Here is a 22,395-nt window from a genome sequence, read left to right as displayed (position 1 = left end):
GGGCTTCGCGAGCCGCTACCTCGCGTCGAGCTCCTTTCAGCGGGCGCACCCAGAGGTGCCGCCAGACAACGAGCTGCGGCGACAAGCCGGGGGCAACTCGAAGGCCGCCTAGGCTCGCTTCCCTCCGCGAGGTCGACGCTCTACACCTGCCCGAACGAAGGCTTGTCGGACGCCGTTGTAGCTCACGTTGAAGTGCGCAGCGATAACTACGATCGACTTGCCGCTCTTATAGAGCACAGCGGCTTCACGGACCTGGTGGTCATTGAGCGGCTGGCAACGGAGTTGGACACCCTCATCGCGGAGCAGCTTCAGCAGGCCACCCTTCGAGAGGGTGTACTCCACGCAGAGGGACGGGGTCGTTGCGCCGGACTGGTACTTCGCGACGATCTCAGCGACGAGAGTTGGATCGAGGCGACGGCGCAAGAGTCGAGGCGACGGCTCTGAGGATGAGTTGGAGCCAGAAGGATTCGGTACTAGACCAGCCAATTTCTGCAACTCCACTAGGGGTGGCGGCAAGAGCGCCGATTTATTCGAGTAGTGGTGTACTGGCTCTACAGATGTCGAGAAAGCCCCGGTTCCCCGGGGCTTTTCTCATGTCAGGACGGGTCTCGCGTCCTGAGCTGCCGCCGCGTCTCCGGGGCAGCCGTCGCCGTCCGCCGACGCCCCCGCCCCGCCGGGCTTATGCTCGCCCCATGCGAGGTCGATCACGGCGTCCACCCGGTTCCGGACGCCGTGGACCCCAGCGTCGCCGCCACCGTCCTCGACCTGCGCACGTCGAGCTGAAGCGCGGCGCCCGGTGACGGCATCCGCCCCCGCTCCAGACCCGCGCCGGTGGCGCGCCCTGTCGGTCATGCTCCTGGGGCAGTTCGCCGCGCTCCTCGATGTCAGCGTGACGAATGTCGCCCTGCCCTCCATCGGGCGCTCGACCGGCGCCGACGCGAGCGAGCTGCAATGGATCGTCACCGGGTACGTCCTCGCCTTCGCCCTCGTGCCGGTCATCGGCGGCCGCCTGGGCGACGGGTGGGGACGGCGCCGCGTCTTCACGATCGCGGTGCTCGGCTTCGTCACGGCCAGCGCCGCTGCGGGCCTCGCCCCGAACGCGGGCCTGCTGATCGCGGCGCGGGTGGTGCAGGGGCTGTTCGGGGGGATGATGGGGCCGCAGGTCTCGGGCTTCATCCAGAACGCCTTCCCCGCGTGGGAGCGGGGGCGCGCGTTCGGGCGGCTGGGGCTCACCGTCGGTGCGGGGACCGCTCTCGGACCCGTCATCGCAGGGCTCCTCATCGCCGCGGGCGGGCCGGAGCTCGGGTGGCGGTCGGTGTTCTTCATCAACGTGCCCGTCGGGGTGGCTGCGGCCCTGCTCGCACGCCGGTGGGTCCCCGCCGACGAGCCGTCGCCATCGGCATCCGGTCGACGTGTCGACGTGCTGGGCGCGGTGCTGCTCGGTGTCGGCCTGCTGTGCGTGCTGTTCCCGATCGTCGAGACCGGCCAGGGCGGTGGACCGGTGATGCTGCTGCTCCTCGTGCCGGCGGCCGCGTTCCTGTTCGCGTTCGTGCGGCACGAGGCCCGATTGACGCGGGCGGATGCCGGACCCCTGATGGATCTGCGCCTGTTCCGCGTCCGCTCGTTCGTCACGGGCGTCGTGTTCGCCGTCGTCTTCTTCTGCAGCAACACCGGGATCCCTCTCGTGCTCGCGCTGTACTACCAGAACGGTCTCGGCTTCACCGCGCTGCAGTCGGGCCTGGGCGTCACGGCCTACGCGATCGGCTCCGTCGTGGGGGCGCCGGTCGCGGGACGCTTCGTCTCGCGCGTCGGACGTCCGTTGCTCGTCGCGGCGGTCGCGGTGTTCACCACGATGACGATCGTGCTCGGGGTCATCGTGCATGTGGGGGCCGACGCCACCGACCCCGTCGGCGTCATCCTCCGGCTGTGCGTGCCGCTCTTCGTGCTCGGCGTCGCCGGAGGTGCGATCGTCACTCCCAATCAGACGCTGACCCTCGCCGACGTCGACCCGCGCCGCGGCGGGGTCGCTGGCGGCATCGTGCAGACGGCCCAGCGGGTCGGGTCGTCGATCGGTCAGACGGTCCTCGGCACGACGTTCGTGCTCGCAGCGGCGGGGGTGGCCGGGGCGGCCGGCACGGGGGCACCCGCGGCCGATCACGCGACCTTCGCGGGGGCGCTCACCCTGGCGCTCGGAGTGTCGGTGGTGTTCTCCGGTGCGGCAATCCTGCTCGGCGCCGTCGAGGTGTCCCGGAACCGCGGTGCGCGCGGCGGATGAGTTCCGACCCCCGCGTCGGTAGCACGACGGCGGGAGGTGTCGCCGACACGCCGAGGCGGGGGCGGCTGGGACGGCGTGTCGCGGACGATCCCCGCTGTTGTGCACGGATGCCGCCGGGGGCGAGGCCCGTGGGCGCGAACCGGCGGGCGTCGTGTGGGCGGTCCGTTGTGCACGGCCCGGGCCGCGGCATCCGTCAGATCATCGTGTCGAGGATTCCCACGAGGTCGTCGAAGGTCGTGCGGGGGTTGAGGATCGCGAAGCGCGCGTTCACCCGGCCGGCGTGGCTCGACGGGGTCACGAAGGCGTGCTGCGCGTCGAGCAGGTGAGACGACCAACGGTCGTAGTCGGCCTTCGACCAGCCGACGCGCTCGAACACGACGACCCCGAGCTGCGGGCGACGCACGAGGGTCAGCTCGGGTCGGCGCTCGATGTCCTCGGCGATGCGCTGCGCGAGATCGATGGCGGAGGTGATGGCCTCGCGGTAGACCGCCGCACCGTAGGTGGCGAGCGAGAACCACAGCGGCAGTCCGCGCGCGCGGCGCGTGAGGTGCGCGGCGAAGTCCGAGGGGCTCCAGTCGCTCGTCTCGGTGAGCGTGTCGAGGTACTCGGCGTGCTGCGTGTGGGCGCGACGACCCAGCTCGGGGTCGCGGTAGATGAGCGCGCAGGCATCGAACGGCGCGAACAGCCACTTGTGCGGGTCGACGACGAGGGAGTCGGCGTGCTCGACACCCGCGAACAGGGGCCGGGTGCGCGGCGAGAGCATGCCCGTCAGCCCGTAGGCGCCGTCGACATGGAGCCAGACGCCCGAGCCGGCGACAGCGCGGGCGATGTCGGCGATGTCGTCGACGATGCCGAAGTTGGTCGATCCGGCCGTGGCGACGACGGCGAAGACGCTGTGGCCATGCTCTTCGAGCGCGGCGCGCACGGCGTCGCCGCGCAGCACGCCGTCCTCGCCCACGGGGACCCCGACGACCTCGACGTCCATCACGCGCGCCGCCGATGCGATGGAGGAGTGCGCCTCGACGCTGCAGACCACGCGCCAAGCGTCGGGGCGGGGCGTGCCGGCATCCGCCAGGCGATCCCTCGCCGCCTCGCGCGCGGCGACCAGGGCGGAGAGGTTGCCGAGCGTTCCGCCCTGCACGAAGACGCCGCCGGCCCCCTCGGGCAGGCCGAACTCGGCGGCGAGCCAGCGCAGCACCTCGTTCTCGGCGTGCACGGCGCCCGCGCCCTCGAGCCACGAACCGCCGTAGAGCGCGCTGGCCGAGACGACGAGGTCGAAGGCCGCCGCCGCCTTGGTCGGCGCGCTCGGGATGAACGAGAGGTAGCGCGGGTCGTCCGTCGTGATGCACGCGGGGGCCAGCACGTGCTCGAAGACGCCGAGCGCCTTGCGCGCGCCGATGCCCTTCTCGTCGATGGTTCGGCCCGCGAGGCGCCGCAGTTCGGCCGCGGGCAGCGGCTTGTCGAGCGGGGTGTCCTCCGACGTCAGCCGGCCCCGGGAGTACTCGAGCACCATGTCGACGATGGCGCGCGTCTCGTCGCTGACCTCGTGCATGCGCGCGGCGGGGGAGTGGGTCATCGCGACCTCCGGTTCGGGATGCCATCTGCGGCCGCGACGGGAGGACGGCGTCGGCATCGACAGGGGTGGGGGAGCGCGGGCGGCGGCCGGCGCGCTGAGACGTAGCCTAATCGCCGCGGCGGTGGACGGCACGGGCTCCGCGCGCGCGACCGGTCGTCCGCGCCGGCGGACCATCTGGTCGAAGGCGCCCTAGGCCGCGGTCAGCTGCGGGGCGACGCGCGCGATGCGCGAACGCAGCTCGCTCACCGTTCGGTCGAACGCCTCGACGCTCCCCGTCTGCGCGGGGTCGCGGATCGACCAGTGCACGTCGTCGCCCCCGGCCAGCAGCTCGTGGGCGTGGTCGCACACGCTGATGACGAAGTCGCCGGGACGGGCGACCTCGGCGAGCGATCGGGGATGAGCGTCGTCGTCGATGCGCAGGCCGTGCCGGGCCGCGGCGGCGACGGCGCCGGCGTTGACGCGCTTGCCGGGATGCGTTCCCGCCGACTCGGCCGGGATCTCGCTGTGCGTGCGCCAGATGGCCCGGGCCAGCTGCGACCGCGCGGAATTCGCCGTGCAGACGAAGAGCACGCGACCCTCGACCTTGCGCGGGGCGAGAGTGAGGTCGGAGAACGCCTCCGGGATGAGCTGCAGGTAGCTGCGTCGTCCGTCCGACTCCGACCGCACCCGCCGCGCGATGCCGCGATCTTCGAGGACGTTGGCGTGGAAGGCCACGAGGTTCGACTTCATCCCCAGCACGGAGGCGATCTCACTGGAGGACATGTCGCCCATGGCGAGCAGATCGACGATCTGCAGACGGCCGGGATCACCGAGAGCGGCGAACGCCTCAGCGCGTCGTTGAAGGTCGCTCATTATGCCCCCGTCCGCTCGTCGTGTCATCCGCATGCGGAAATGACTTTTGCTCAGTAAACTTTGAGCGACCGCAACGGGCGGGCGCCCCCCAATAGTGCGCCCGTTGCGGTCTCTTACGCTCCGGGCTAGAGGAGTTTCTCATGAGGCAGCGGCTCACCGGGCGGCGGATCACGCCGCGTGTCGGACGCGCCTCATGACCACCGCCGCCCCCGGCGAGGGTGGGCGCCGTGCGCTCCGTGCGCAGCGCGAACAGGATGCCGCGGCGGCACCGCCGGCCGACCTCGGCACAGTCTTCGCGGGTCGCTATCGCCTGGCGGGGCCCCTCGCCCGCCGCGGGGTCGACGGGCACGTCTTCCGCGCGCGGGACGACATCCTCGCTCGCAACGTCGTCGTGAAGATCTTCCCCATCGACCCGGTCATCGCGGGCGATGCGCCGCGCCGGCTCGAGGGGGCCCGGATCCTCGCCGCCCTCGACCACCCGTCGCTGATCACGCTGTACGACGCCCATCTCGCCCGCGACGGTCGGGGGTATCTGGTGACGGAGTTCATCAACGGGCCGTCGCTGCGCGAGCGCCTCGACGACGAGGGACCGCTGTCGCCGCCCCTGGTGGCGGCGCTGCTCGAAGACCTGGCCCGCGGACTCGCTGCGCTCCACGAGGCGGGCATCGTCCACCACCACCTCACGTCGACGCACATCCTGCTGCGCCCCGTCCGCATCCCGCAGCGGCCGTTCGTCGCCGTGCTCGCCGACTTCGGCGTGGCCCACCTCCTCTCCGGCGGCGCGGAGCCGATGGTCGGCGACCCGTCCGACGACGACGAGGACTACCTGCCTCCCGAGCAGCTGCGCGGAGAGGCGCCCGGCGCAGCCGCCGACGTCTACGCCCTCGGCCTGCTGGCCGTGGAGGCGCTAACCGGGGAGAGCCCGGTGCTCGGGGGAGCGGCGCAGGAGGTGCTGCTGGCACCCCTCGATTTCGACCCCGACATCCCCTCGCGCTTCGGCTACGGGTGGGAGGTACTCCTCACCGCCATGACCGACCCCGACCCCGGCCGCCGGCCCACCGCTGCGGAGGTCGTCGCCGTCGCCGCCGAACTCCGGCAGGGGGGCGACGATACGCACGCTGTTCTCGCTGCCGACGCCGCCGACGTCGCGCCGCCCGAGCTCGCGTCCGAGCCGGTGCCTGCCCTACGCGCCGTCGCCCAGTCGCGCGAGGCGTCGGTCCGGCGACGTCGCCAGCCCATCTGGGCCTGGGTCACGCACGCTCGATGAGGCCGCGGGAGCGGCCGCACCTGGCAATCACCTGACCTTCTGGGGTCATCGGAGGGGTCCGACCGCGTCTTTCCGCGGTATCCCCGCGGCGCACATGCGCCGAGGCGCATATGCGCGACGTAACGTCGGGCACAAGTCCTCGGCATCCGCCCATGGCTTCCGGGCCGACGCGGTCACCCCGAACCGAGGAGCAGGTCATGGCTTCCCCCACCATCGAGTCCCGCTTGGGACCCATCCGCCAGACGTACAAGGGAACGACGGAGTTCCCGCCGATGGCGAAGGCCTACACGGAGCTGTCGCAGGTGATCCGCGAGACGGGGCTGCTCACCCGTGCCCGCCGCTTCTACGCGCTCGTCGGCGTGGCGCTCGCGGTCGCATTCGGCGGGGCCGTGACGGGCTTCGTGCTCCTGGGGGACAGCTGGTTCCAGCTCCTCATCGCGGCGGCCTTCGGCATCCTGTTCACCCAGGTCGCTTTCCTCGCGCACGAGGCAGCACACAAGCAGATCTTCGCGTCGGGCCGAGCGAACGACCGCCTCGCGCTCTGGCTGGCCGCGGGGGTCGTGGGCATCAGCCTGTCGTGGTGGACGTCGAAGCACACCCGCCACCACGCGAACCCGAACCGCGTCGGCAAGGACCCCGACATCGAGGTCGACACGATCTCGTTCGTCGAGGAGGATGCCGCGACCGCGCGCGGTCTGCGTCGCTGGATCACCCGTCGCCAGGGGTGGCTGTTCTTCCCCCTCCTCGCCTTCGAGGGCGCCAATCTGCACGCGCACGCCTTCCGGCACCTGTTCTCGCGCGGCGAGGTGAAGGGCCGGTGGAGCGAGCTGGGCATCATCGCGCTGCGCTTCGCGGTGTTCGTGGCGCCGGTGTTCGTGTTCCTCCCCCTCGGGATGGCCTTCGCTTTCCTCGGGGTGCAGCTCGCCGTGTTCGGCGTGTACATGGGCGCGTCGTTCGCCCCGAACCACAAGGGCATGGCCGTCATCGCGCCGGATGCCAAGCTCGACTTCTTCAGCAAGCAGGTGCGCACCTCGCGCAACATCACCGGCGGCTGGTGGGCCACCTGGCTCATGGGCGGGCTGAACTACCAGATCGAGCACCACCTGTTCCCGAACATGCCGCGCCCGCACCTCAGTCGCGCCCGCGCGATCGTCCGGGAGCACAGCAAGACGCTGAACGTGCCCTACGTCGAGACCACGCTGCTGCAGTCGTACGGCATCGTCATCCGGTACCTCAACCGCGTGGGCCTCGCCGCCCGCGACCCGTTCGAGTGCCCGATGACCTCGGCAGCCGCGCGGGCCTGACGGGGTCGACGCGGGGCGGTCGGTCCCGGTCCTCGGCGCCGTGGCATCCCCGGGGCGCGCACCGGTGCCGGCGCGCACCGGCTCGGCGCCGCCCGGGTCAGATCGACACCGACTCCGGCCAGTGCACCGAAACGGGCAGACGACGCCGTTCGCCGGCATCCTCTCCCGACGTGAGGAGTCCGACGAGGGCGGTCATGGCCTCGCGCCCGAGCTGCTCGCCGTCGACGTCGATCGCGGGGACCTCGTCGGCACCGATCGCCTCGGCCACCAGTCGTTCCGCACTCACGACGACCTCGCCGGGGGAGGCCACGCCCCGCGCACGCAGGGCGAAGACGAGGCCGAGCCCGATGGAGGTCGCGTAGGGGACCACCGCGGTCGCGCCGGAGGCGATGACGGCATCGGTCGCCGCGACCCCCGCGGCGAAGGTCGCGGGGTAGGGGCCGAGCGCCGTCAACTCGGCGCGGTCGGCGACGGCGCGGGCGATGGCGGCGCTGCGTTGGGCGTCCTGCCACGAGCCCTCCGGCCCGCCCAGGTAGGCGATCGCGCGGTGACCGGTGTCGGCGAAGCGCGCGGCGAGGTCGGCGAAGGCGCTCGCCGTGTCGGCGACGATCGAGGTCATGCCGGGGATCTCGCGGTCGACGAGCACGGTGGGCCCGAGCGTCGCGGTCGCGCGCACGATCTCGTCGGGCCCGCGCGGAGCGACCAGGATGCAGCCGTCGACCTGACGCGCGAGGCGCTCGAGTTCGACGAGGTCATCGGCGTCGTCGAGGCGGTGCACGGCCACCGTGAGTTGAAGGTCGGACTCGCGTGCACGGGCCTGCGCCCCCGCGACGATGGGGGTGAAGAAGGAGTTGTCGAGGGTCGGGACGACGAGCGCCACGATGCCGCTGCTCCCGCGGGCGAGGTGACTGGCGGCGCGATTCGGGACGAACCCGAGCTCGAGGGCGGCAGCGCGCACGCGCGCCACCGTGTCGGGAGCGACGAGGTCCGGGCGGCCGAGCGCGCGGGAGGCGGTCGACTTGGCCACCCCGGCGAGGGCGGCGACATCGGCCAGCGTGGTCACTGCGCCCCCTTCCGACAGGCGCGAGCACCGCGCGCAGTCCGTTCATCCTACTGAGCGGCCACAACCGGTTGCGTCGGTATTTTACACGCTGTTTACACGGACGGTCGCGAGAGGAGGGGTTCGGCCCGTACGGTGGACACAACCGGTTGCGCAACCGGTTGCAACCTCCCCTTCCTCACGATCGGAGTCGGCCCGTGCTCTCACGCCGCACCGGACTGCTGGCCCTCCCCGGGCTGGCGCTGCTGCTGGCGGGCTTCCTCATCCCCTCGGTGGCGATGCTCTTCGCCCCGCCGGGGGTGAGCCCGCTCGACATCGTCGACCGCCTCGGCCGCATGCTCACCGACCCGTACGACCTCGCGATCATCGGTCGCACAGTGGGCCTCGGCCTCATCGTCACCGTGGTGTGCATCGTGCTCGGCTTCCCGATCGCCTACCTGCTGGCACGCTCGACCTCGCGGTGGGCCGGGGTGCTGCTCGCCCTCGCGATCTTCCCCCTTCTGCTCAGCAACGTCGTGCGCACGTTCGGCTGGCTGGTCCTGCTCGGCTCGAACGGGGCCATCGGGCAGTTGCTGGTCGGCCTCGGCCTCGTCGAGAGGGCGCCCCAGCTGCTCTACACCGAACTCGCGATCGTGCTCGGTCTCACGCAGTTGTTCCTGCCGCTGGCGGTCATCTCGTGCTACTCCGCCGTCGCGCAGGTCGACCCCGGTCTCGACGACGCGGCGCGCGGCCTCGGCGCGGGGCGCACGCGCACGTTCTGGGGGATCGTCGTGCCCCTGTCCGCCCCCGGCATGGTCGTGGCCGCGACCCTGGTCTTCGCCGGCAGCGTCACCGCGTACACGACGCCCTACCTGCTGGGAGGCTCGAGCCAGCGCATGCTGTCGACGCAGCTCTACTCGTACTCCAGCGTGACGATCGACTGGGCCGCAGCCAGTGCCACCGCCCTCATCATGACGGTCCTCGTCTTCGCCGTGTCGGGCCTGTCGGCGTTCGTCGGACGACGGGGGGCCACCTCGTGAAGACCTCGCGTCCCGTCGCGGCATCCCTCGCCGTCGCCGGATACATCGTCATGATCGTGCCGATCCTGTTCGTCGTGGCCACCGCCTTCACGGGCGGACGCACCCTGCGATTCCCGCCCGAGGGCTTCTCGCTGCGCTGGTTCGGCGCCGCCTTCGCCTACAAGCCCTTCACCTCGGCCCTGGTGTCGAGCCTCGAGCTCGCGCTGCTGGCCACGATCCTCGCGCTCGTGATCGGCGTGCCGGTGACCCTGGCGATCCACCGCGGACGTCTGCCCGGCAAGGGCATCGTCGAGGGACTGTTCCTTTCGCCGCTCATCGTCCCCGAGCTCGTCGTCGGCCTCGCGCTGTACCAGCAGCTCATCATCGGGCTGCGTCTGGACAACTTCCCGGTGCTGCTCATCGGCCACACGGTACTGATGCTCCCGTACGCGGTGCGGGTCACGGGTGCCTCGCTCGCGCTCGCCGATCCCAGCGTCGAAGAGGCCGCTCGCGGCCTCGGCGCCTCGCCCCTTCGGGCGTTCTTCACGGTGACGCTGCCGCTGCTGCGTCCCGGCATCTTCTCGGCCGGGCTGCTGAGCTTCGTCACCTCGTTCAACAACGTGCCGCTGTCGCTGCTCCTGCAGAGCCGCGACTTCCGCACCCTGCCCGTCACGATGCTCGACTACGTGCAGCAGAGCTACGACCCCATGGTCGCGGCCACGAGCACCATCATCCTCGCCGGCACCGTCGTCGTGGCCGTCATCGCCGAGCGCACGGTCGGCTTCGCCCGCATCTTTGGAGGGATCAACCGATGACCACTGCAGCAGAATTCGTCGGGGTCACCCAGCGGTTCGGGGACTTCACGGCCGTCGACGGGATCGACCTCGCGATCCCGACGGGGCAGCTCACGACCCTGCTCGGGCCGAGCGGCTGCGGCAAGACCACGTCGCTGCGAATGCTCGCCGGATACACGCAGCCCACCTCGGGGCGCATCATGATCGCCGGGACGGATGCCACGCGCACCCCGCCCGAGCGACGGGGACTCGGCATGGTGTTCCAGTCGTACGCGCTGTTCCCCCACATGAGCGTCGCGGAGAACGTCGGCTACGGTCTCAAGCTGCGCAAGGTCCCCGGGGCCGAACGGACCCGCCGGGTGGCCGAGGCGCTGGACCTCGTCGGTCTCGGGCACCTCGCCGCCAGCCGTCCCAAGAAGCTCTCGGGCGGTCAGCAGCAGCGCGTCGCCCTCGCCCGCGCGATCGCGATCCGCCCCACCCTCCTGCTCCTCGACGAGCCGCTGTCCAACCTCGATGCGCGTCTGCGCGTGCAGATGCGCGCCGAGATCCGTCGCATTCAGGCGGAGACCGGACTCACGGTCGTGCTGGTGACGCACGACCAGGACGAAGCGCTGGAGATGTCGGATCGCATGGTGCTCATGCGCGAGGGACGCATCATGCAAGAAGGGGCGCCCACCGAGGTGTTCACCGCTCCGGCGAACCGTTTCGTGGCGGAGTTCCTCGGGTACGAGAACTTCCTCACCCTGCCCGACGGCGCACTCGCGACGATCCGCCCCGAACACCTCGCGATCGACCGCTCCGGTGCCGCCACCTCCGCCGGTCTCACCCTCGACGGCACCGTCGTCGACGTCGCCTACCGCGGCGTCGACCGCCTCGTGACCGTCGACACGGTCGACGCGCAGGGCACCGCTGTGCGCCTGATGGCCGACGTCCGTGATGAGGCGGTTCCGGCCCGCGCCGGCGACCGGGTGAGCGTCTCGGCGGCCGCCTCGCGCCTGATCCGCCTCGCGGCCTGACCGCGCGGCGGCGAGCAACCCCACCCCGAACAGCACCACCCCGAACAGCACCACCCCGAACAGCACCACCCCGTCCCGCCCCACCCGCACATGCCCGCACCGCAGCGGCGGCCCCGCCGCCGCACGAGAGGAACCCGAATGACCCGCCCCACTCGCCGCCTCCTCGCGGCCTCGTCCGTCTTCGTCGCCACCGCCCTGGTCGCCACCGGATGCTCCGGCTCGAGCGACGAGGCCGGCTCCGGCGACACCATCGTCGTGAGCACGTTCCCCTTCGGCGTCGAGCAGTTCCAGGAGGCGATCATCGATCCCTTCACCGAGAAGACCGGCATCACCGTCGAGGTCGAGACCGGCAGCAACGCCGATCGTCTCTCGCAGCTGCAGCTCGCCGCGGGCGAACCCGGCATCGATGTGATGCTGATCTCCGACACCTTCGCCGCCTCCGGGCAGGAGCAGGACCTCTTCCAGGACTTCGACGAGTCCGACGTGCCGAACCTGGCGAACATCGCGGACTTCGCCGTCGAGGAGGGGTTCGACGGCCCCGCCTACAGCTACCAGCTGAACGGGACGCTCTACAACACCGAGCAGGTCACCGCCGCGCAGGCCGCGGACTGGTCGCTCTACGCCGACCCCGCCTTCGCCGGCCGCCTCGCCTTCCCCGACATCTCGGTCACGGCCGGGCAGCTCGCCGTCTCGGGTGTCGCCTCGGTCTACGGATCCGGACCGTACGACGTCGACTCGGCCTACACGACGCTCGGCGAGTGGGCCCCCGGCATCCTGCAGTTCTACACCTCGTCCACCGAGGTGACGAACCTGCTCACCCAGGGCGAGATCGTCGCCGCCGACTCGCTGAGCGGGTTCGCGACCACCTTGATCGCCTCGGGCGAGCCGGTCGCGTGGACCGCGCCGAGCGAGGGGCGCTACATGGCGACCAACCGCGCCATGATCCCCGCGGGGGCTCCCAACCTCGAGGGCGCGTACGCGTTCATCGACTACCTGCTGTCGGTCGAGGCGCAGAGCGCGTCGGCGAAGATCGTCGGCGACCTGCCGGTCGCGCTCGACGCGGAGATCCCCGAGGAGATCACCGCGGTCGTGGGCGACATCGCGGCCGACCCGGTGGCCGCCGGGTACTCGACCCTCGACCCCGCCGAGGTGCTGCCGAACCGTGCCCAGTGGGTGGAGCGTTTCGCCCGCGAGGTCACGTCGCGCTGACCCCAGACCGGCCGTCGGGGTTCCCCCCACCCCGGCGGCCGCCCGCCCATCGCGGCCCCACCGCGATGGGCGGGACCCCTCCGCTCCTCGACGCTCGAACGGCTCCATGAACTCCGCATCGCCCCTCCCCGCCGACTACCTCCGCCGCCTGCCCAAGGCCGACCTGCACTGCCACCTCATCGGTACCGTGCGCCCCGCGACCTTCGCGGAGCTCGCGCGGCGGGAGTCGCTGGCGTTGCCGGACGAGCCGGAGCGCATCTTCGCCGACATCAATTCGCTGCCGCCCGACCCTGCTCTGTACGAGAACACGCGGATCCCGGTGCCCCAGGAACGCGGGGCCGACGAGCCGGAGGTGTCGTACTCGCTCTTCCAGGTGTCGAACTGGGTGGTCGAGGTGCTCCGCGGCGCCGACGACCTCACGCGCATCGTCTACGAGGCGTTCGAGGACGCCCACCAGCGCAGCGGCACGCGCCACCTCGAGCTGTTCTTCGACGCGCTCCCGCCGCACCTGTCCTCTCTCGGGTACACCGGGGCCGTCGAGGCGTACGCGGAGGGCATCCGTCGCGCCGAGCGCGACTTCGGGATGACGGGACGGATGATCCAGGGCATCGACCGCAGTCGCAGCGGTGAGGAGGCCCTCGAGGTCGTCCGCCGCGTGGTCGACAACCCGCACGAGTACGTCGCGGGCATCGGCCTCGACAACCTCGAGACGGCCGGTCCCCCCGAGCGCTTCGCCGACGCCTACCGGCTGGCCGGCGAGGCGGGCCTGCGCCGGACGGCGCACTCGTCCGAGCACGCGCCCACCGCCGTCAACACCCTCACCTGCCTCGACGTGCTCGGCTGCGATCGCATCGACCACGGCTACTACGTCCTCGAGGACGACGCGGTCGTCGCCCGCCTCCACGAGCAGCAGGTCGCCTTCACCGTCGCGTCGACGACCTCGCGACGGTCGTGGCGGCCGTGGCGACGTGCGTCGATCGCGGCCATGATCGACGCGGGGCTCAACGTCATCCCGTGCTCCGACGACCCCGGCATGTTCCCGACCACGCTCGCCCAGGAGTACGCGATCGTGTCCGAGCAGATCGGCGCCTCGCACGCCGAGGTGCGGCGCATGGCGCTGGCCTCCGCGGAGGCGTCGTGGCTGCCGGGCGAGGAGCACGCGCGGCTCGTGGCGTCGTTCGCCGCCGAGATCGCCGCCCTCGACGAGGAGTTCGGGTTCGCCCCCGACGCGGCGCGCCGCTGATCGCGACCGCGGCGCCGCGTCAGTCCCAGCGGGTGTCGCGGTCGTCGTCGGCGTCGATGTCGGTGTCATCGCGCCCGGGCCACTCGACGCGGTAGCCGCACTCGCGGCATTCGTCGGCGCGGAGCCCCTCGTCGAGCAGCGGATGCATCGTCACCCCGCACGCGGGGCAGATGGGCTGCCGGTCGTCGGCGAAGGGGTTCGCGTACGTCATGGTCCTCCGTCCGGCTGAGGGATGCCACGGCCCGGTGCGCACGCGATCATCGCCACGTCCATTGTGCGGGCGTTCGCGCCGGGGCGGCCGCTCCGCGGCTAGCGTCGGAGCATGAGCGTCCCCGTCCCCGTCCCCCTCGGTCTCGGTCTCGCCGCCGTCGGCCGCCCCGCCTACATCACCACCGCGCGCGACACCGACCTGGGCGACCCGGCCGAGCGGTCGATCGACGCCCTGCGCACGCGGGCGCACGAGCTGCTCGACGAGGCGTGGGGACTCGGCATCCGGTACGTCGATGCGGCGCGGTCGTACGGCTCCGCCGAGGAGTTCCTCGGGTCGTGGCTCACCGCCCATCCCGAGCGCCGCGCGCACCTCACGATCGGCTCGAAGTGGGGTTACGCATACGTCGGCGACTGGAGAATGGATGCCACGGTCCATGAGCGCAAGGAGCACTCGGCCGCGATGTTCGATCGGCAGTGGCCCGAGACGCTCGCGGCTCTCGGGACGACCCCCGATCTGTACCTGATCCATTCCGTCACCCCCGAGAGTCCGGCTCTCACGGATGCCGCCGTGCTCGAGCGGATGCGCCGGTTGCGCGACGAGGGGGTGCGCGTCGGGCTGTCGACGAGCGGGCCGCACCAAGCCGAGGTGCTGCGGGCGGCGACGGCGCTCGCGGACACGCCGTTCTCCGCCGTGCAAGCGACCTGGAACCTCCGCGAGGCGTCCGCCGGTGAGGCGCTCGCCGCGGCGCACGACGCGGGCTGGACGGTGGTTCTCAAGGAGGTGCTCGCCAACGGCGCCCTCGCCGCGGCCGAACCGGGCGGCGGCCTCGAGCGGGCGGCATCCGGGCTCGATCCCGACGTCTTCGCGATCGGCGTCGCCCGCGCCCAGGCGTTCGCCGACGTCGTGCTGGTCGGCGCGACCACGCGCGCGCACCTGCGCCGCGGTGCCGGGGCGCAGGCGCGGTCGATCGAGGGCCCCGAGCTCGACGCGCTGGCGGTCGACCCCGCGGTCTACTGGGAGGAGCGCTCCGCGCGTCCCTGGCGGTGAGACGGGGCGCCGGCGCGGTTCACCGGGGAGCGTCCTCGCGATCCTGCACGTCCCACAGGGCGTACTCGGTCAGCGACCCGGCGGGCAGGTCGAGCTCGGTGTTCGCCTCGATCAACGCCGACTCGAACCCGACGATGCGCCCGGTCGCCGTCGACAGCAGGAGCGTCACGTCGGTGTTCTCGCTCGCGGAGGGGATGCCGGCGAGGCCCACGACCTCGCGACCCACCCGATCCTCGGTCGTTCCGAGCACCCGCAGGCCGGGGGCGTCGGCGACGACGTCCAGCAGAGCGGACTGCTGGGCGTCGTCGAGCGTCCACTCGCCCTGGAGCGTCCGCACGCCCACCAGCGCATCGCCGGCGTCCAGGGCGTCGGTGACACCCGTCGCGGTGGTCAGCAGGGCGCGCATGGCGTCTGCCGACGGGGCCGGGGGTGCCGGCGACAGCGGGCGGAACTGGTTGCGCACGTAGCGGAGCTCTCCGACGACGGTGCCCGGAGCGGGGTCGACGTTCGGCACGGTGTCGCCGTCGGCGTTCGTGGCCTCGGCCGCGGTGGTCACCACCGACCCCGAGAAGTCCTCGTTCCAGCGCAGGTCGACCCACTCGCGTCGGAACACGGTCGCCTCGGCGCCGTCGGGCGATGCGCTGAAGTACCAGCCGAGCGACAGGGCCCGGCGCCCGGCGGCGATCCCGCTGTCTCCGTTCGCGAGCCGCGCCTGCGCCTCCGCGATCACCTCGGCGGCATCGGTCCCGCTGGGGAGGGCGGTGTAGACGAGGGGCTTGGGAGTGAGAGCGGATGCCGGAGATCCCGGCATCCACAGCACTCCGGTGACGATCGTCAGGATCAGCACGACGACGGCGGCGGCCGACATCCACGCCACGGCGGGGCGGCGACGCCGGAGGGGCGGACGGTCGAGGATCTGCCGCAGGCGGCGCTCGGCGTCGAGGGGGAGGGGAGCGTCGAGCGGGGTCTCAGCGGGGTCGAGCCGGCGCAGCGCGCGCGCGAGGTCATCGTCGGTCATCGCTCACCCCTTCCGCATGCACGACGGCGGACTCCAGCAGCGGTCGCAGTCGCGCTCTCGCGCGGTTGAGCCGCGTCCACACCGCACCCGGGTTCATCTCCATGACGAGGGCGACCTCGGCGGCCGACAACTGCTCCCAATACGTCAGCCAGAGGATCTCGCGCTCGCGTTCGGGCAGGCCCCGGATGGCGTCGACCAGGCGTTGCGCCATCGCGGGCTCGGCTTCGCTCGCGAGAGTTCGCACGTGGTCCTCGATGTGCGTCCACAATGTCCCCTCCCGGTCGCGCCGCCGGTATTCGTTCGCGATGAGGTTCCGCGCCGTGCGGTACAGCCACGGCAATCCGAACGGGTCCCGCGGATCGCGCTTGCGCCACGCGATCTCGAAGCAGTCCATCGTGAGGTCGGCGGCGGCCTCGCGATCCGAGACCCGTCGCTCGATGAATCGCCGAACGGCGTTGTGGTGCTCGCGGAAGAGCGCCACGAATTCCGTCTCGTCGATCACGGGCGCACGTCTCCGTGCGTTCGAGAGGGCTGTGTCCGGCCGCCGGGAATCCTCACGCGACGACGGGCACGGAAAGAATTCCGGGCCCGTGTAAGGAATGCGGCCCTGACGACACCGCATTGATGGGGGTGGGTGTCGTCTCCGGCTTCGAGACGACACCCATACGCCCGTCGACAGATGTTCGGGACTGAGGTCGACGGGCGAGGGAGTGCACTGCATGGGGGCTGTGCACTCCCTCGGATCCCCGTCATGTGCTCCAGGATGCCAGAGCCCGCCGCTCAGTCCGGATCGACGAGCAGGTTCGTGATGCGGGCCGTCGCGACGAGTCGGCCCTCGTCGTCGGTCACGCGTACGTCGTAGGTCGCGACGCGACGCCCGCGGTGGGCAGGGGTGGCGACGGCGTGGATGCGGCCGTCGCGGGCGCCGCGGTGGTGCGTGATGTTGAGGTCGACGCCGACGCAGACCTTGCCGAGGGTCGAGGCGTGGATCATCGCCGCCCACGATCCGACCGCCTCGGAGAGGGCCGCGGTCGCGCCGCCGTGCAGCCGCCCGAGCGACTGCGTGTTGCCGTCGACGGGCATCGACGCGCTGACGCCGTCGGTGGATTGGGCCGTCACGACGATGCCGAGGCGTTCGTCGAGGGCGCCGGGGACGATGGTCCAGGGTGTCATGCCGGCTCCTTCCGCCGTCCTCTTGTCGGACGGGCGCGCCTCTGACACTATTACTGAACGCTCGGTCGGTAACAGGTGCCGCCGAGATTCCCCGCCCACAGAACGACGGAGTTCTCATGGCCTCGCAGACAGCGGCATCCACCCGTGCCACCACGACCGGCATCTCGCGAGAGGAACGGCGCGTGCTCGCCGGAACCCTCGTGGGCACCTCGATCGAGTGGTACGACTTCTTCATCTACGCCCAGGCGGCCGGCCTCGTGCTCGCGCCTCTGTTCCTCGCCCCTCTCGCCCAGACCGACCCGGCCATCGCGCAGGTGCTGTCGTTCGCGACGATCGGCATTTCTTTCCTCTTCCGCCCGCTCGGCGCGATCGTGGCCGGCTACCTGGGCGACCGCCTCGGGCGCAAGAAGATGCTCGTGCTCACCCTCATCATGATGGGCGTGTCGACGGCGCTGATCGGCGTGCTGCCGACCTACGCCGCGATCGGTGTGGCCGCCCCCGTCCTGCTCATCCTGCTTCGCGTGCTGCAGGGCTTCTCGGCCGGTGGCGAGTGGGGTGGGGCGGCGTTGCTCTCGGTCGAGCACGCCCCCGTCAACCGCCGCGGCTATTTCGGCGCCTATCCCCAGATCGGCGTGCCGGTCGGCATGATCCTCGCCACCGCGACGCTGTGGATCCTCACCTCGTCGATGTCGGCCGAGGCCTTCCTCGCGTGGGGCTGGCGCGTGCCCTTCCTGTTCTCGATCGTGCTCATCGTCGTCGGCTACGTCATCCGCCGCGCGGTCGAGGAGAGCCCCGTCTTCGAAGACCTCGTGCGCCGACGCAAGGAGTCGTCGGCTCCTCTGGGCCAGCTGTTCCGCAAGAACTGGCGTCAGGTCGTGCTGACCGCTCTGGTGTTCATCGGCAACAACGCCGCCGGCTACCTGCTCATCGCGTTCTTCGCCACCTACACGGTCACCGTCCTCGGGCTCGAACGCCCCACCGTGCTGCTCGCCACGACCCTGGCATCCTTCGGGTGGCTCGGCTTCACCCTCTGGGGCGGTCGGCTCTCTGACACCCTGGGCCGCGTGCGCACCTTCCAGCTCGGATACCTGCTGCTCGCGATCTGGGCCGTGCCGATGTGGTTCCTCATCGACACCGGCAACATCGTCTGGTACTTCGTCGCCCTGTTCGTCATGACCCTCGGCCTCGGCCTGTCGTACGGTCCCCAGGCGGCGCTGTACGCCGAGATGTTTCCCGCGAACGTACGGTACTCCGGCGTCTCGATCGGCTACGCCCTCGGCGCGATCCTGGGCGGCGCGTTCGCCCCGATGATCGCCGAGGCGCTGCTGCGCTCCACCGGTGCGTCGTGGACGATCGGCGCCTACATCGCGGTCGCCGCGCTGGTGTCGCTGGTCGCGGTCTCCCTCATCAAGGAGCCGAAGGGCGTCGATCTGCACGCCTGATCCCGGATGCCACGACGGGGCCCTGCGCGACGGCGCGGGGCCCCGTTCCGCTGTCGGGTCGGCGCATTCGTACGATGGCGCGGCCGGGCGAGCGCGCCGCGGCGCCGGCGCCGGGCCGCCGCCCGGCAGGGGCCGGATGCCGAAGCCGCGCGAGCTGACGTACGGCACCTCCGCCGTCGCCGGTTCGGGGCGGGATCGTCCGCTCGGGGCGTGCTTCTTCCGCCCCAAGCGGAGAATCCCGCCCCAAACCGCGCCGGGGCGCCGTCGCCGGGGACGCCCGATGCCGCGAGGACTGCCCGGTCAGGACGTGCGCAGACCCTCGAGGGCGATGCGCACGATGTCGGCACCGAGGCGGTCGCCGTCGACGCCGCCCCCGGGGCGGTACCACTCCACGACGGAGTTGATCATGCCGAACAGCAGGCGAGCGGCGACCGCGGCGTCGACGTCGTCGCGCACGTCGCCCTCGGCCTGGGCCTCCGCGACGAGGGCGGTGACGCGGTGGTCGAAGACGCGGCGACGCTCGAGGGCCGCCTGCTCGGTCGGACCGTTGCCGCGCACGCGCAGCAGCAGGGTCACCGCCGGCAACTGCGCCACGAGCACGTCGGTCGCACCGGTGAGCACGTACCGCAGGCGATCGGATGCCGCGCCGTCGACCGCGCGAGGATCGTCGAGCACCGCTTCGAGACCGCCGAGGGCCGTTTCGAGGGCGACCGAGAGCAGTTCCTCCTTCGAGGAGAAGTGGTGGTAGAGCGCCGACTTCGCCAACCCCAGGCGGCGCGCGAGGTCGGACACGCTCGTGGCGTCGTATCCCTGCTCGTTGAACACCTGCACCGCGACGGCGAGGATCCCCTCGCGGTCGTAACCGGGTCGTCCGCGGCGGGCGGGAGCGTCGGCGGCGGAGGTCGTGGCGGGATTCGCGGCGGTCACGGTGTCAGTGTGTCACTCCAGCAGCGCCGGAGCGTCGGCGTGCAGCAGAGCGCGCGCCGCGTTCCCGATCACGGCGCTGTAGGTGGGGTAGGCGAAGCGGACGCCCGCGAGGGTCGACACGTCGATACCGGCAGCCATCGCGGTCGTGACCGACTGGATCACCTCGACCGCGTTCTCGCCGACCGCATGCGCACCGAGCACGAGCTCGTGGCGGCGGTCGGCGATGAGCATGAGGAACCCGTTCTCGCGGTCGTCGATGACGGCCCGGTCGAGGTCGGCGAAACGCACGGTGGCCACCACGCACGACGGGTCGCGGTCGCGCGCCTGCTCCTCGGTCAGGCCGACGCCGGCGTAGTCGGGGTCGGTGAACCCGCCCGCGGGCAGCAGGTGGTGCGGCGTGCGGCGATTCGCCCCGAGCACGGCGTTCTCGGCGGCGGCCTCACCCTCGAACTGCGCCGCCTGCACGAGCATGTCGCGCCCGTTCGCGTCGCCGACGGCGAGGATGTGCGGCACGATCGTGCGGAAGTAGCGGTCGACCGGGATGGCCGAGCGCTCGACCTCGACGCCGGCGTTCGACAGGCCGAGGTCCTCGACGTCGGCCGGCCACCCGGTCGCCATGACGACGACGTCGACGTCGACCGTGCGGCTGTCGCCGTCCTCGCGCCAGGTCAGGCGGATCGCCCCGTCGTCCCGGCGGTCCAGGCGCTCCACCGTCTCGATCCCCGTGCGCACGTCGACGCCGTTCGCGCTGAGAGAGTCCGCGATCACGCGCGAGATCGCGGCATCCGACGCCATGAGCACGCGCGGTGCGACGTCGAGCAGCGTCACCTCGGAGCCGAATGATCGGAACACCGTCACCAGCTGCGCCCCGGTGTTGCCCGCGCCGATCACGGCGACACGGTCCGGCAGTTCGGTGAGCGAGAGCACGTCCTCGGGGACGGTGGCGAGCTCGGCGCCGGGGATGGGCAGGCGCCGCGAGTGCCCGCCCACGCATACCAGGATCGATTCGGCCCGCACGCGGCGGCCGCTGTCGAGCACGAGCGTGTGCTCGTCCTCGAAGCGCGCGCGGCCCTCGTGCACCAGGTCGACCCCGGCCGCGGCGAAGCGCTCGGCCTCCCGCTTGATCGAGCGCACGGCATCCACGCGCTCGTGCACACGGGAGACGACCGCCTGCCAGTCCACGCGCGGCTCATCGACGACGATGCCGTAATCGTCGGCGGACCGGGTCTCGCGCATGAGCCGAGCGGCCTTCGCGAGCACGCGCGTGGGAACGCACCCCGTGTTCACGCACGTGCCGCCGACGCGCCCGGCCTCGAGGACCACGACGCGCGCGCCCAGCTCGGCGGCGCGCAGGGCGGCGGCCGTGCCGGCGGGCCCGGCGCCGATCACGGCCACGTCGTACCGGTCGGTCCCGCCGGGAGCCTCGTCGGGCGCGGTGGCGGAGTGTGCGGTGTCGCTCACGATGGTCCTCCCGAAGGTCGAGGACCCCAGTCAATCCGTCTCGCGTCGGCCGGCACCGGGGGTTGTGCTCGCAATCAGAACCGGTCGTACAGGTCGGTCGCGGTCAGACCCGTGCCTCCGATGGCGTGCACGCCCGGGGCGGGGTGCAGGGCGAAAGTGGCGCCGTCGTGCAGGAGCGTTGCGGTGTAATCACCGCGGGTGTCGAGCTTCACCTCGAAGCGCCCCGTGTCGATGAGACGCAGCGTGACGACCGCCCCGCTGCGCGCGAGGAACTTCGTCTCCTTCTCCCGAGCCGTCGGCAGCGGGATCACCGGCTCGTCAGCGGCGGGCGCGGGCGGTGCCGGTGGGGGCGTGGTCGGGGATTCATCGGCATCCATCCGCTGAGTCTGACACGCCCCCACGGGCCGCGGGTCAGCGCCCGTCGCGCCAGGAGTGCTGCGGGTCGTAACCGAGCAGTCGGCGGGCCTTGTCGATCGAGAGCAGGGTCGTGTTCTCGCCCAGCTCGCGCGTCTCGACTCCCGGGAACACCTCCGCGACGAGCTCGGCGTTCGGGCGCGTCATGACGGTGTCGGCCGCGGCGATGATGAACGTCTCGAATCCCGCCGGGGCGACCTGGAGGGCACGCTCGATCGCCTGGGCGCCGTCGCGGGCGTCGATGTAGCCCCAGAGGTTCCACTTGCGGGTGCGGGCGTCGGAGTCGAAGGGGAATTCGGCGTAGTCCGCGGGCACCATGACGTTCGAGAAGCGCAGCGCCGTGACCGACACGTCGGGGTTCCAGCGCACGAGCTCGACGGCCATGCGCTCCTCGAGCGTCTTGACGAGCGAGTAGACCGACTCCGGTCGCGGCGCGTACTCCTCGTCGACGGGGATGTAGGGCGGCGGCACGTCGAAGGGCAGGCCCAGCACCGTCTCGCTCGAGGCGTAGACGATCTTCCGGATGCCGAGCCGCACGGCCGCCCAGAACACGTTGAACGTGCTCGTCATGTTGTTGTGGAAGGTGGCGACGTCGGAGCGGATGCCGGGGGCGGGGATCGCGCCCAGGTGCACGAGCGCGTCGACGCCCTCGTGCTGATCATTCACGCCGGCGAGGGCGTCGATGACCTGTCCGTAGTCGGTGAGATCGACCTGGACGAAGCCGGGTCCGCGCTCGCCGCGGACGTCGAGACCGATCACGTCGTGTCCGGCCGCGCGCAGTTCGCGGGCGACGACGGTGCCGAGTTTGCCGGACGAGCCGGTGAGGGCGATGCGCATGGAACTCCTGGGGTGTGGGGAGGGGTGTGGCCGACGATAGCGGTGGGGTCCGACATCGGGGCGTCGCTTGACGTCGGCCGTCGGCCGGCCTGCTCCGCCGCGCAGCCATGCTGATCCGTCCCGCCGGGCGGTGCCGCCGTGCGGGCAGCTGGGCCGCGGCGCCGGGCAGGAGAAAGGCCCGCGAGCATCGTGCTCGCGGGCCCGGGACATAACGTCAGTGGACGCTCCTCCTCCTGCTCGTCGTCGTCGCCGGGGATGTAGACGTCGACCA

The 22,395-nt window shown here is 71.7% G+C and carries 21 protein-coding genes; 10 read left to right on the top strand and 11 right to left on the bottom strand.

Annotated elements, in window-relative coordinates:
• Window positions 1–796 precede the first annotated feature (796 nt).
• Window positions 797–2,275 carry an MFS transporter gene (locus tag B0B15_RS14560; RefSeq protein ID WP_076677290.1) on the top strand — a complete coding sequence of 493 codons (1,479 nt, stop codon included), beginning with the start codon at window positions 797–799 and terminating at the stop codon, window positions 2,273–2,275.
• Between the two features lie 193 nt (window positions 2,276–2,468).
• Here the strand turns inward: B0B15_RS14560 and B0B15_RS14555 are convergent, their stop codons facing one another.
• Together B0B15_RS14555 and B0B15_RS14550 are read right to left on the bottom strand one after the other, a co-directional pair.
• Window positions 2,469–3,851 carry a pyridoxal phosphate-dependent decarboxylase family protein gene (locus tag B0B15_RS14555; RefSeq protein ID WP_076677287.1) on the bottom strand — a complete coding sequence of 461 codons (1,383 nt, stop codon included), beginning with the start codon at window positions 3,849–3,851 and terminating at the stop codon, window positions 2,469–2,471.
• A gap of 189 nt (window positions 3,852–4,040) precedes the next feature.
• On the bottom strand, window positions 4,041–4,703 hold the full coding sequence (locus B0B15_RS14550) for an arsenate reductase/protein-tyrosine-phosphatase family protein (RefSeq protein ID WP_076677285.1): 663 nt from the start codon (window positions 4,701–4,703) through the stop codon (window positions 4,041–4,043).
• Window positions 4,704–4,896: 193 nt separating this feature from the next.
• On the opposite strand from B0B15_RS14550, the gene B0B15_RS14545 reads away from it, so the two are divergent.
• Entirely contained in the window at window positions 4,897–5,970 is a 1,074-nt protein-coding gene (locus B0B15_RS14545; protein ID WP_076677283.1) for a serine/threonine-protein kinase, read from the top strand.
• 197 nt (window positions 5,971–6,167) lie between these two features.
• The gene (locus B0B15_RS14540) at window positions 6,168–7,274 is read left to right on the top strand and encodes a fatty acid desaturase family protein (protein ID WP_091366510.1); all 1,107 of its coding nucleotides are present in this window, start codon (window positions 6,168–6,170) and stop codon (window positions 7,272–7,274) included.
• Between the two features lie 97 nt (window positions 7,275–7,371).
• On the opposite strand, the gene B0B15_RS14535 is transcribed toward B0B15_RS14540, so the two are convergent.
• Window positions 7,372–8,337, bottom strand: coding sequence for a LacI family DNA-binding transcriptional regulator (locus B0B15_RS14535; protein WP_076677279.1), 966 nt, complete (start codon window positions 8,335–8,337; stop codon window positions 7,372–7,374).
• Between the two features lie 194 nt (window positions 8,338–8,531).
• Between B0B15_RS14535 and B0B15_RS14530 the strand changes: the two genes are divergently transcribed.
• The 5 genes from B0B15_RS14530 to B0B15_RS14510 all read left to right on the top strand — a co-directional run bounded on the left by B0B15_RS14530 (window position 8,532) and on the right by B0B15_RS14510 (window position 13,594).
• Window positions 8,532–9,353 (top strand): ABC transporter permease, encoded by an 822-nt coding sequence (locus B0B15_RS14530; protein ID WP_076677277.1) that lies wholly within the window; start codon window positions 8,532–8,534, stop codon window positions 9,351–9,353.
• Complete coding sequence (locus B0B15_RS14525) at window positions 9,350–10,147, top strand: ABC transporter permease (protein WP_091366513.1); 798 nt, start codon at window positions 9,350–9,352, stop codon at window positions 10,145–10,147. Before B0B15_RS14530 ends, B0B15_RS14525 begins: the two co-directional genes overlap by 4 nt.
• The gene (locus B0B15_RS14520; protein ID WP_076677275.1) at window positions 10,144–11,142 is read left to right on the top strand and encodes an ABC transporter ATP-binding protein; all 999 of its coding nucleotides are present in this window, start codon (window positions 10,144–10,146) and stop codon (window positions 11,140–11,142) included. Before B0B15_RS14525 ends, B0B15_RS14520 begins: the two co-directional genes overlap by 4 nt.
• A 138-nt stretch (window positions 11,143–11,280) precedes the next feature.
• Window positions 11,281–12,351, top strand: a complete 1,071-nt coding sequence (locus B0B15_RS14515) for an ABC transporter substrate-binding protein (protein WP_076677273.1) — start codon at window positions 11,281–11,283, stop codon at window positions 12,349–12,351.
• Between the two features lie 106 nt (window positions 12,352–12,457).
• Window positions 12,458–13,594, top strand: a complete 1,137-nt coding sequence (locus tag B0B15_RS14510) for an adenosine deaminase family protein (protein ID WP_256334303.1) — start codon at window positions 12,458–12,460, stop codon at window positions 13,592–13,594.
• Between the two features lie 19 nt (window positions 13,595–13,613).
• Here the strand turns inward: B0B15_RS14510 and B0B15_RS14505 are convergent, their stop codons facing one another.
• Window positions 13,614–13,805, bottom strand: coding sequence for a zf-TFIIB domain-containing protein (locus tag B0B15_RS14505; protein WP_076677271.1), 192 nt, complete (start codon window positions 13,803–13,805; stop codon window positions 13,614–13,616).
• 111 nt (window positions 13,806–13,916) lie between these two features.
• On the opposite strand from B0B15_RS14505, the gene B0B15_RS14500 reads away from it, so the two are divergent.
• On the top strand, window positions 13,917–14,852 hold the full coding sequence (locus B0B15_RS14500; RefSeq protein WP_076677269.1) for an aldo/keto reductase: 936 nt from the start codon (window positions 13,917–13,919) through the stop codon (window positions 14,850–14,852).
• Window positions 14,853–14,871: 19 nt separating this feature from the next.
• Here B0B15_RS14500 and B0B15_RS14495 read toward each other — a convergent pair whose 3' ends face one another.
• The 3 genes from B0B15_RS14495 to B0B15_RS14485 form a co-directional block, all read right to left on the bottom strand.
• Entirely contained in the window at window positions 14,872–15,870 is a 999-nt protein-coding gene (locus B0B15_RS14495) for a hypothetical protein (protein ID WP_076677267.1), read from the bottom strand.
• Entirely contained in the window at window positions 15,857–16,372 is a 516-nt protein-coding gene (locus B0B15_RS14490; RefSeq protein ID WP_076677265.1) for an RNA polymerase sigma factor, read from the bottom strand. Before B0B15_RS14490 ends, B0B15_RS14495 begins: the two co-directional genes overlap by 14 nt.
• A gap of 278 nt (window positions 16,373–16,650) precedes the next feature.
• The gene (locus B0B15_RS14485) at window positions 16,651–17,043 is read right to left on the bottom strand and encodes a PaaI family thioesterase (RefSeq protein ID WP_076677263.1); all 393 of its coding nucleotides are present in this window, start codon (window positions 17,041–17,043) and stop codon (window positions 16,651–16,653) included.
• A gap of 116 nt (window positions 17,044–17,159) precedes the next feature.
• Between B0B15_RS14485 and B0B15_RS14480 the strand changes: the two genes are divergently transcribed.
• Window positions 17,160–18,485, top strand: a complete 1,326-nt coding sequence (locus B0B15_RS14480) for an MFS transporter (protein WP_076677261.1) — start codon at window positions 17,160–17,162, stop codon at window positions 18,483–18,485.
• A 300-nt stretch (window positions 18,486–18,785) separates the two neighbouring features.
• Here the strand turns inward: B0B15_RS14480 and B0B15_RS14475 are convergent, their stop codons facing one another.
• The 4 genes from B0B15_RS14475 to B0B15_RS14460 all read right to left on the bottom strand — a co-directional run bounded on the left by B0B15_RS14475 (window position 18,786) and on the right by B0B15_RS14460 (window position 22,124).
• On the bottom strand, window positions 18,786–19,412 hold the full coding sequence (locus B0B15_RS14475) for a TetR/AcrR family transcriptional regulator (protein WP_076677259.1): 627 nt from the start codon (window positions 19,410–19,412) through the stop codon (window positions 18,786–18,788).
• A 12-nt stretch (window positions 19,413–19,424) separates the two neighbouring features.
• The gene (locus B0B15_RS14470; protein WP_076677257.1) at window positions 19,425–20,873 is read right to left on the bottom strand and encodes a dihydrolipoyl dehydrogenase family protein; all 1,449 of its coding nucleotides are present in this window, start codon (window positions 20,871–20,873) and stop codon (window positions 19,425–19,427) included.
• A 74-nt stretch (window positions 20,874–20,947) separates the two neighbouring features.
• Entirely contained in the window at window positions 20,948–21,250 is a 303-nt protein-coding gene (locus B0B15_RS14465; protein ID WP_143016371.1) for a hypothetical protein, read from the bottom strand.
• A gap of 34 nt (window positions 21,251–21,284) precedes the next feature.
• Complete coding sequence (locus tag B0B15_RS14460; RefSeq protein ID WP_076677253.1) at window positions 21,285–22,124, bottom strand: NAD-dependent epimerase/dehydratase family protein; 840 nt, start codon at window positions 22,122–22,124, stop codon at window positions 21,285–21,287.
• Window positions 22,125–22,395 lie beyond the last annotated feature (271 nt).

This window comes from Microbacterium sp. RU1D (assembly GCF_900156435.1).
GTDB lineage: Bacteria > Actinomycetota > Actinomycetes > Actinomycetales > Microbacteriaceae > Microbacterium.
This window is presented reverse-complemented; position numbering and strand designations above follow the sequence as displayed.

Excerpts from the sequence above, each read along its gene's own strand:
- B0B15_RS14555 (WP_076677287.1), bottom strand. The coding sequence starts at position 3,851 with ATGACCCACTCCCCCGCCGCGCGCATGCACGAGGTCAGCGACGAGACG.
- B0B15_RS14550 (WP_076677285.1), bottom strand. The coding sequence starts at position 4,703 with ATGAGCGACCTTCAACGACGCGCTGAGGCGTTCGCCGCTCTCGGTGAT.
- B0B15_RS14545 (WP_076677283.1), top strand. The coding sequence starts at position 4,897 with ATGACCACCGCCGCCCCCGGCGAGGGTGGGCGCCGTGCGCTCCGTGCG.
- B0B15_RS14540 (WP_091366510.1), top strand. The coding sequence starts at position 6,168 with ATGGCTTCCCCCACCATCGAGTCCCGCTTGGGACCCATCCGCCAGACG.
- B0B15_RS14520 (WP_076677275.1), top strand. The coding sequence starts at position 10,144 with ATGACCACTGCAGCAGAATTCGTCGGGGTCACCCAGCGGTTCGGGGAC.
- B0B15_RS14515 (WP_076677273.1), top strand. The coding sequence starts at position 11,281 with ATGACCCGCCCCACTCGCCGCCTCCTCGCGGCCTCGTCCGTCTTCGTC.
- B0B15_RS14510 (WP_256334303.1), top strand. The coding sequence starts at position 12,458 with ATGAACTCCGCATCGCCCCTCCCCGCCGACTACCTCCGCCGCCTGCCC.
- B0B15_RS14505 (WP_076677271.1), bottom strand. The coding sequence starts at position 13,805 with ATGACGTACGCGAACCCCTTCGCCGACGACCGGCAGCCCATCTGCCCC.
- B0B15_RS14500 (WP_076677269.1), top strand. The coding sequence starts at position 13,917 with ATGAGCGTCCCCGTCCCCGTCCCCCTCGGTCTCGGTCTCGCCGCCGTC.
- B0B15_RS14495 (WP_076677267.1), bottom strand. The coding sequence starts at position 15,870 with ATGACCGACGATGACCTCGCGCGCGCGCTGCGCCGGCTCGACCCCGCT.
- B0B15_RS14485 (WP_076677263.1), bottom strand. The coding sequence starts at position 17,043 with ATGACACCCTGGACCATCGTCCCCGGCGCCCTCGACGAACGCCTCGGC.
- B0B15_RS14480 (WP_076677261.1), top strand. The coding sequence starts at position 17,160 with ATGGCCTCGCAGACAGCGGCATCCACCCGTGCCACCACGACCGGCATC.
- B0B15_RS14465 (WP_143016371.1), bottom strand. The coding sequence starts at position 21,250 with ATGGATGCCGATGAATCCCCGACCACGCCCCCACCGGCACCGCCCGCG.
- B0B15_RS14460 (WP_076677253.1), bottom strand. The coding sequence starts at position 22,124 with ATGCGCATCGCCCTCACCGGCTCGTCCGGCAAACTCGGCACCGTCGTC.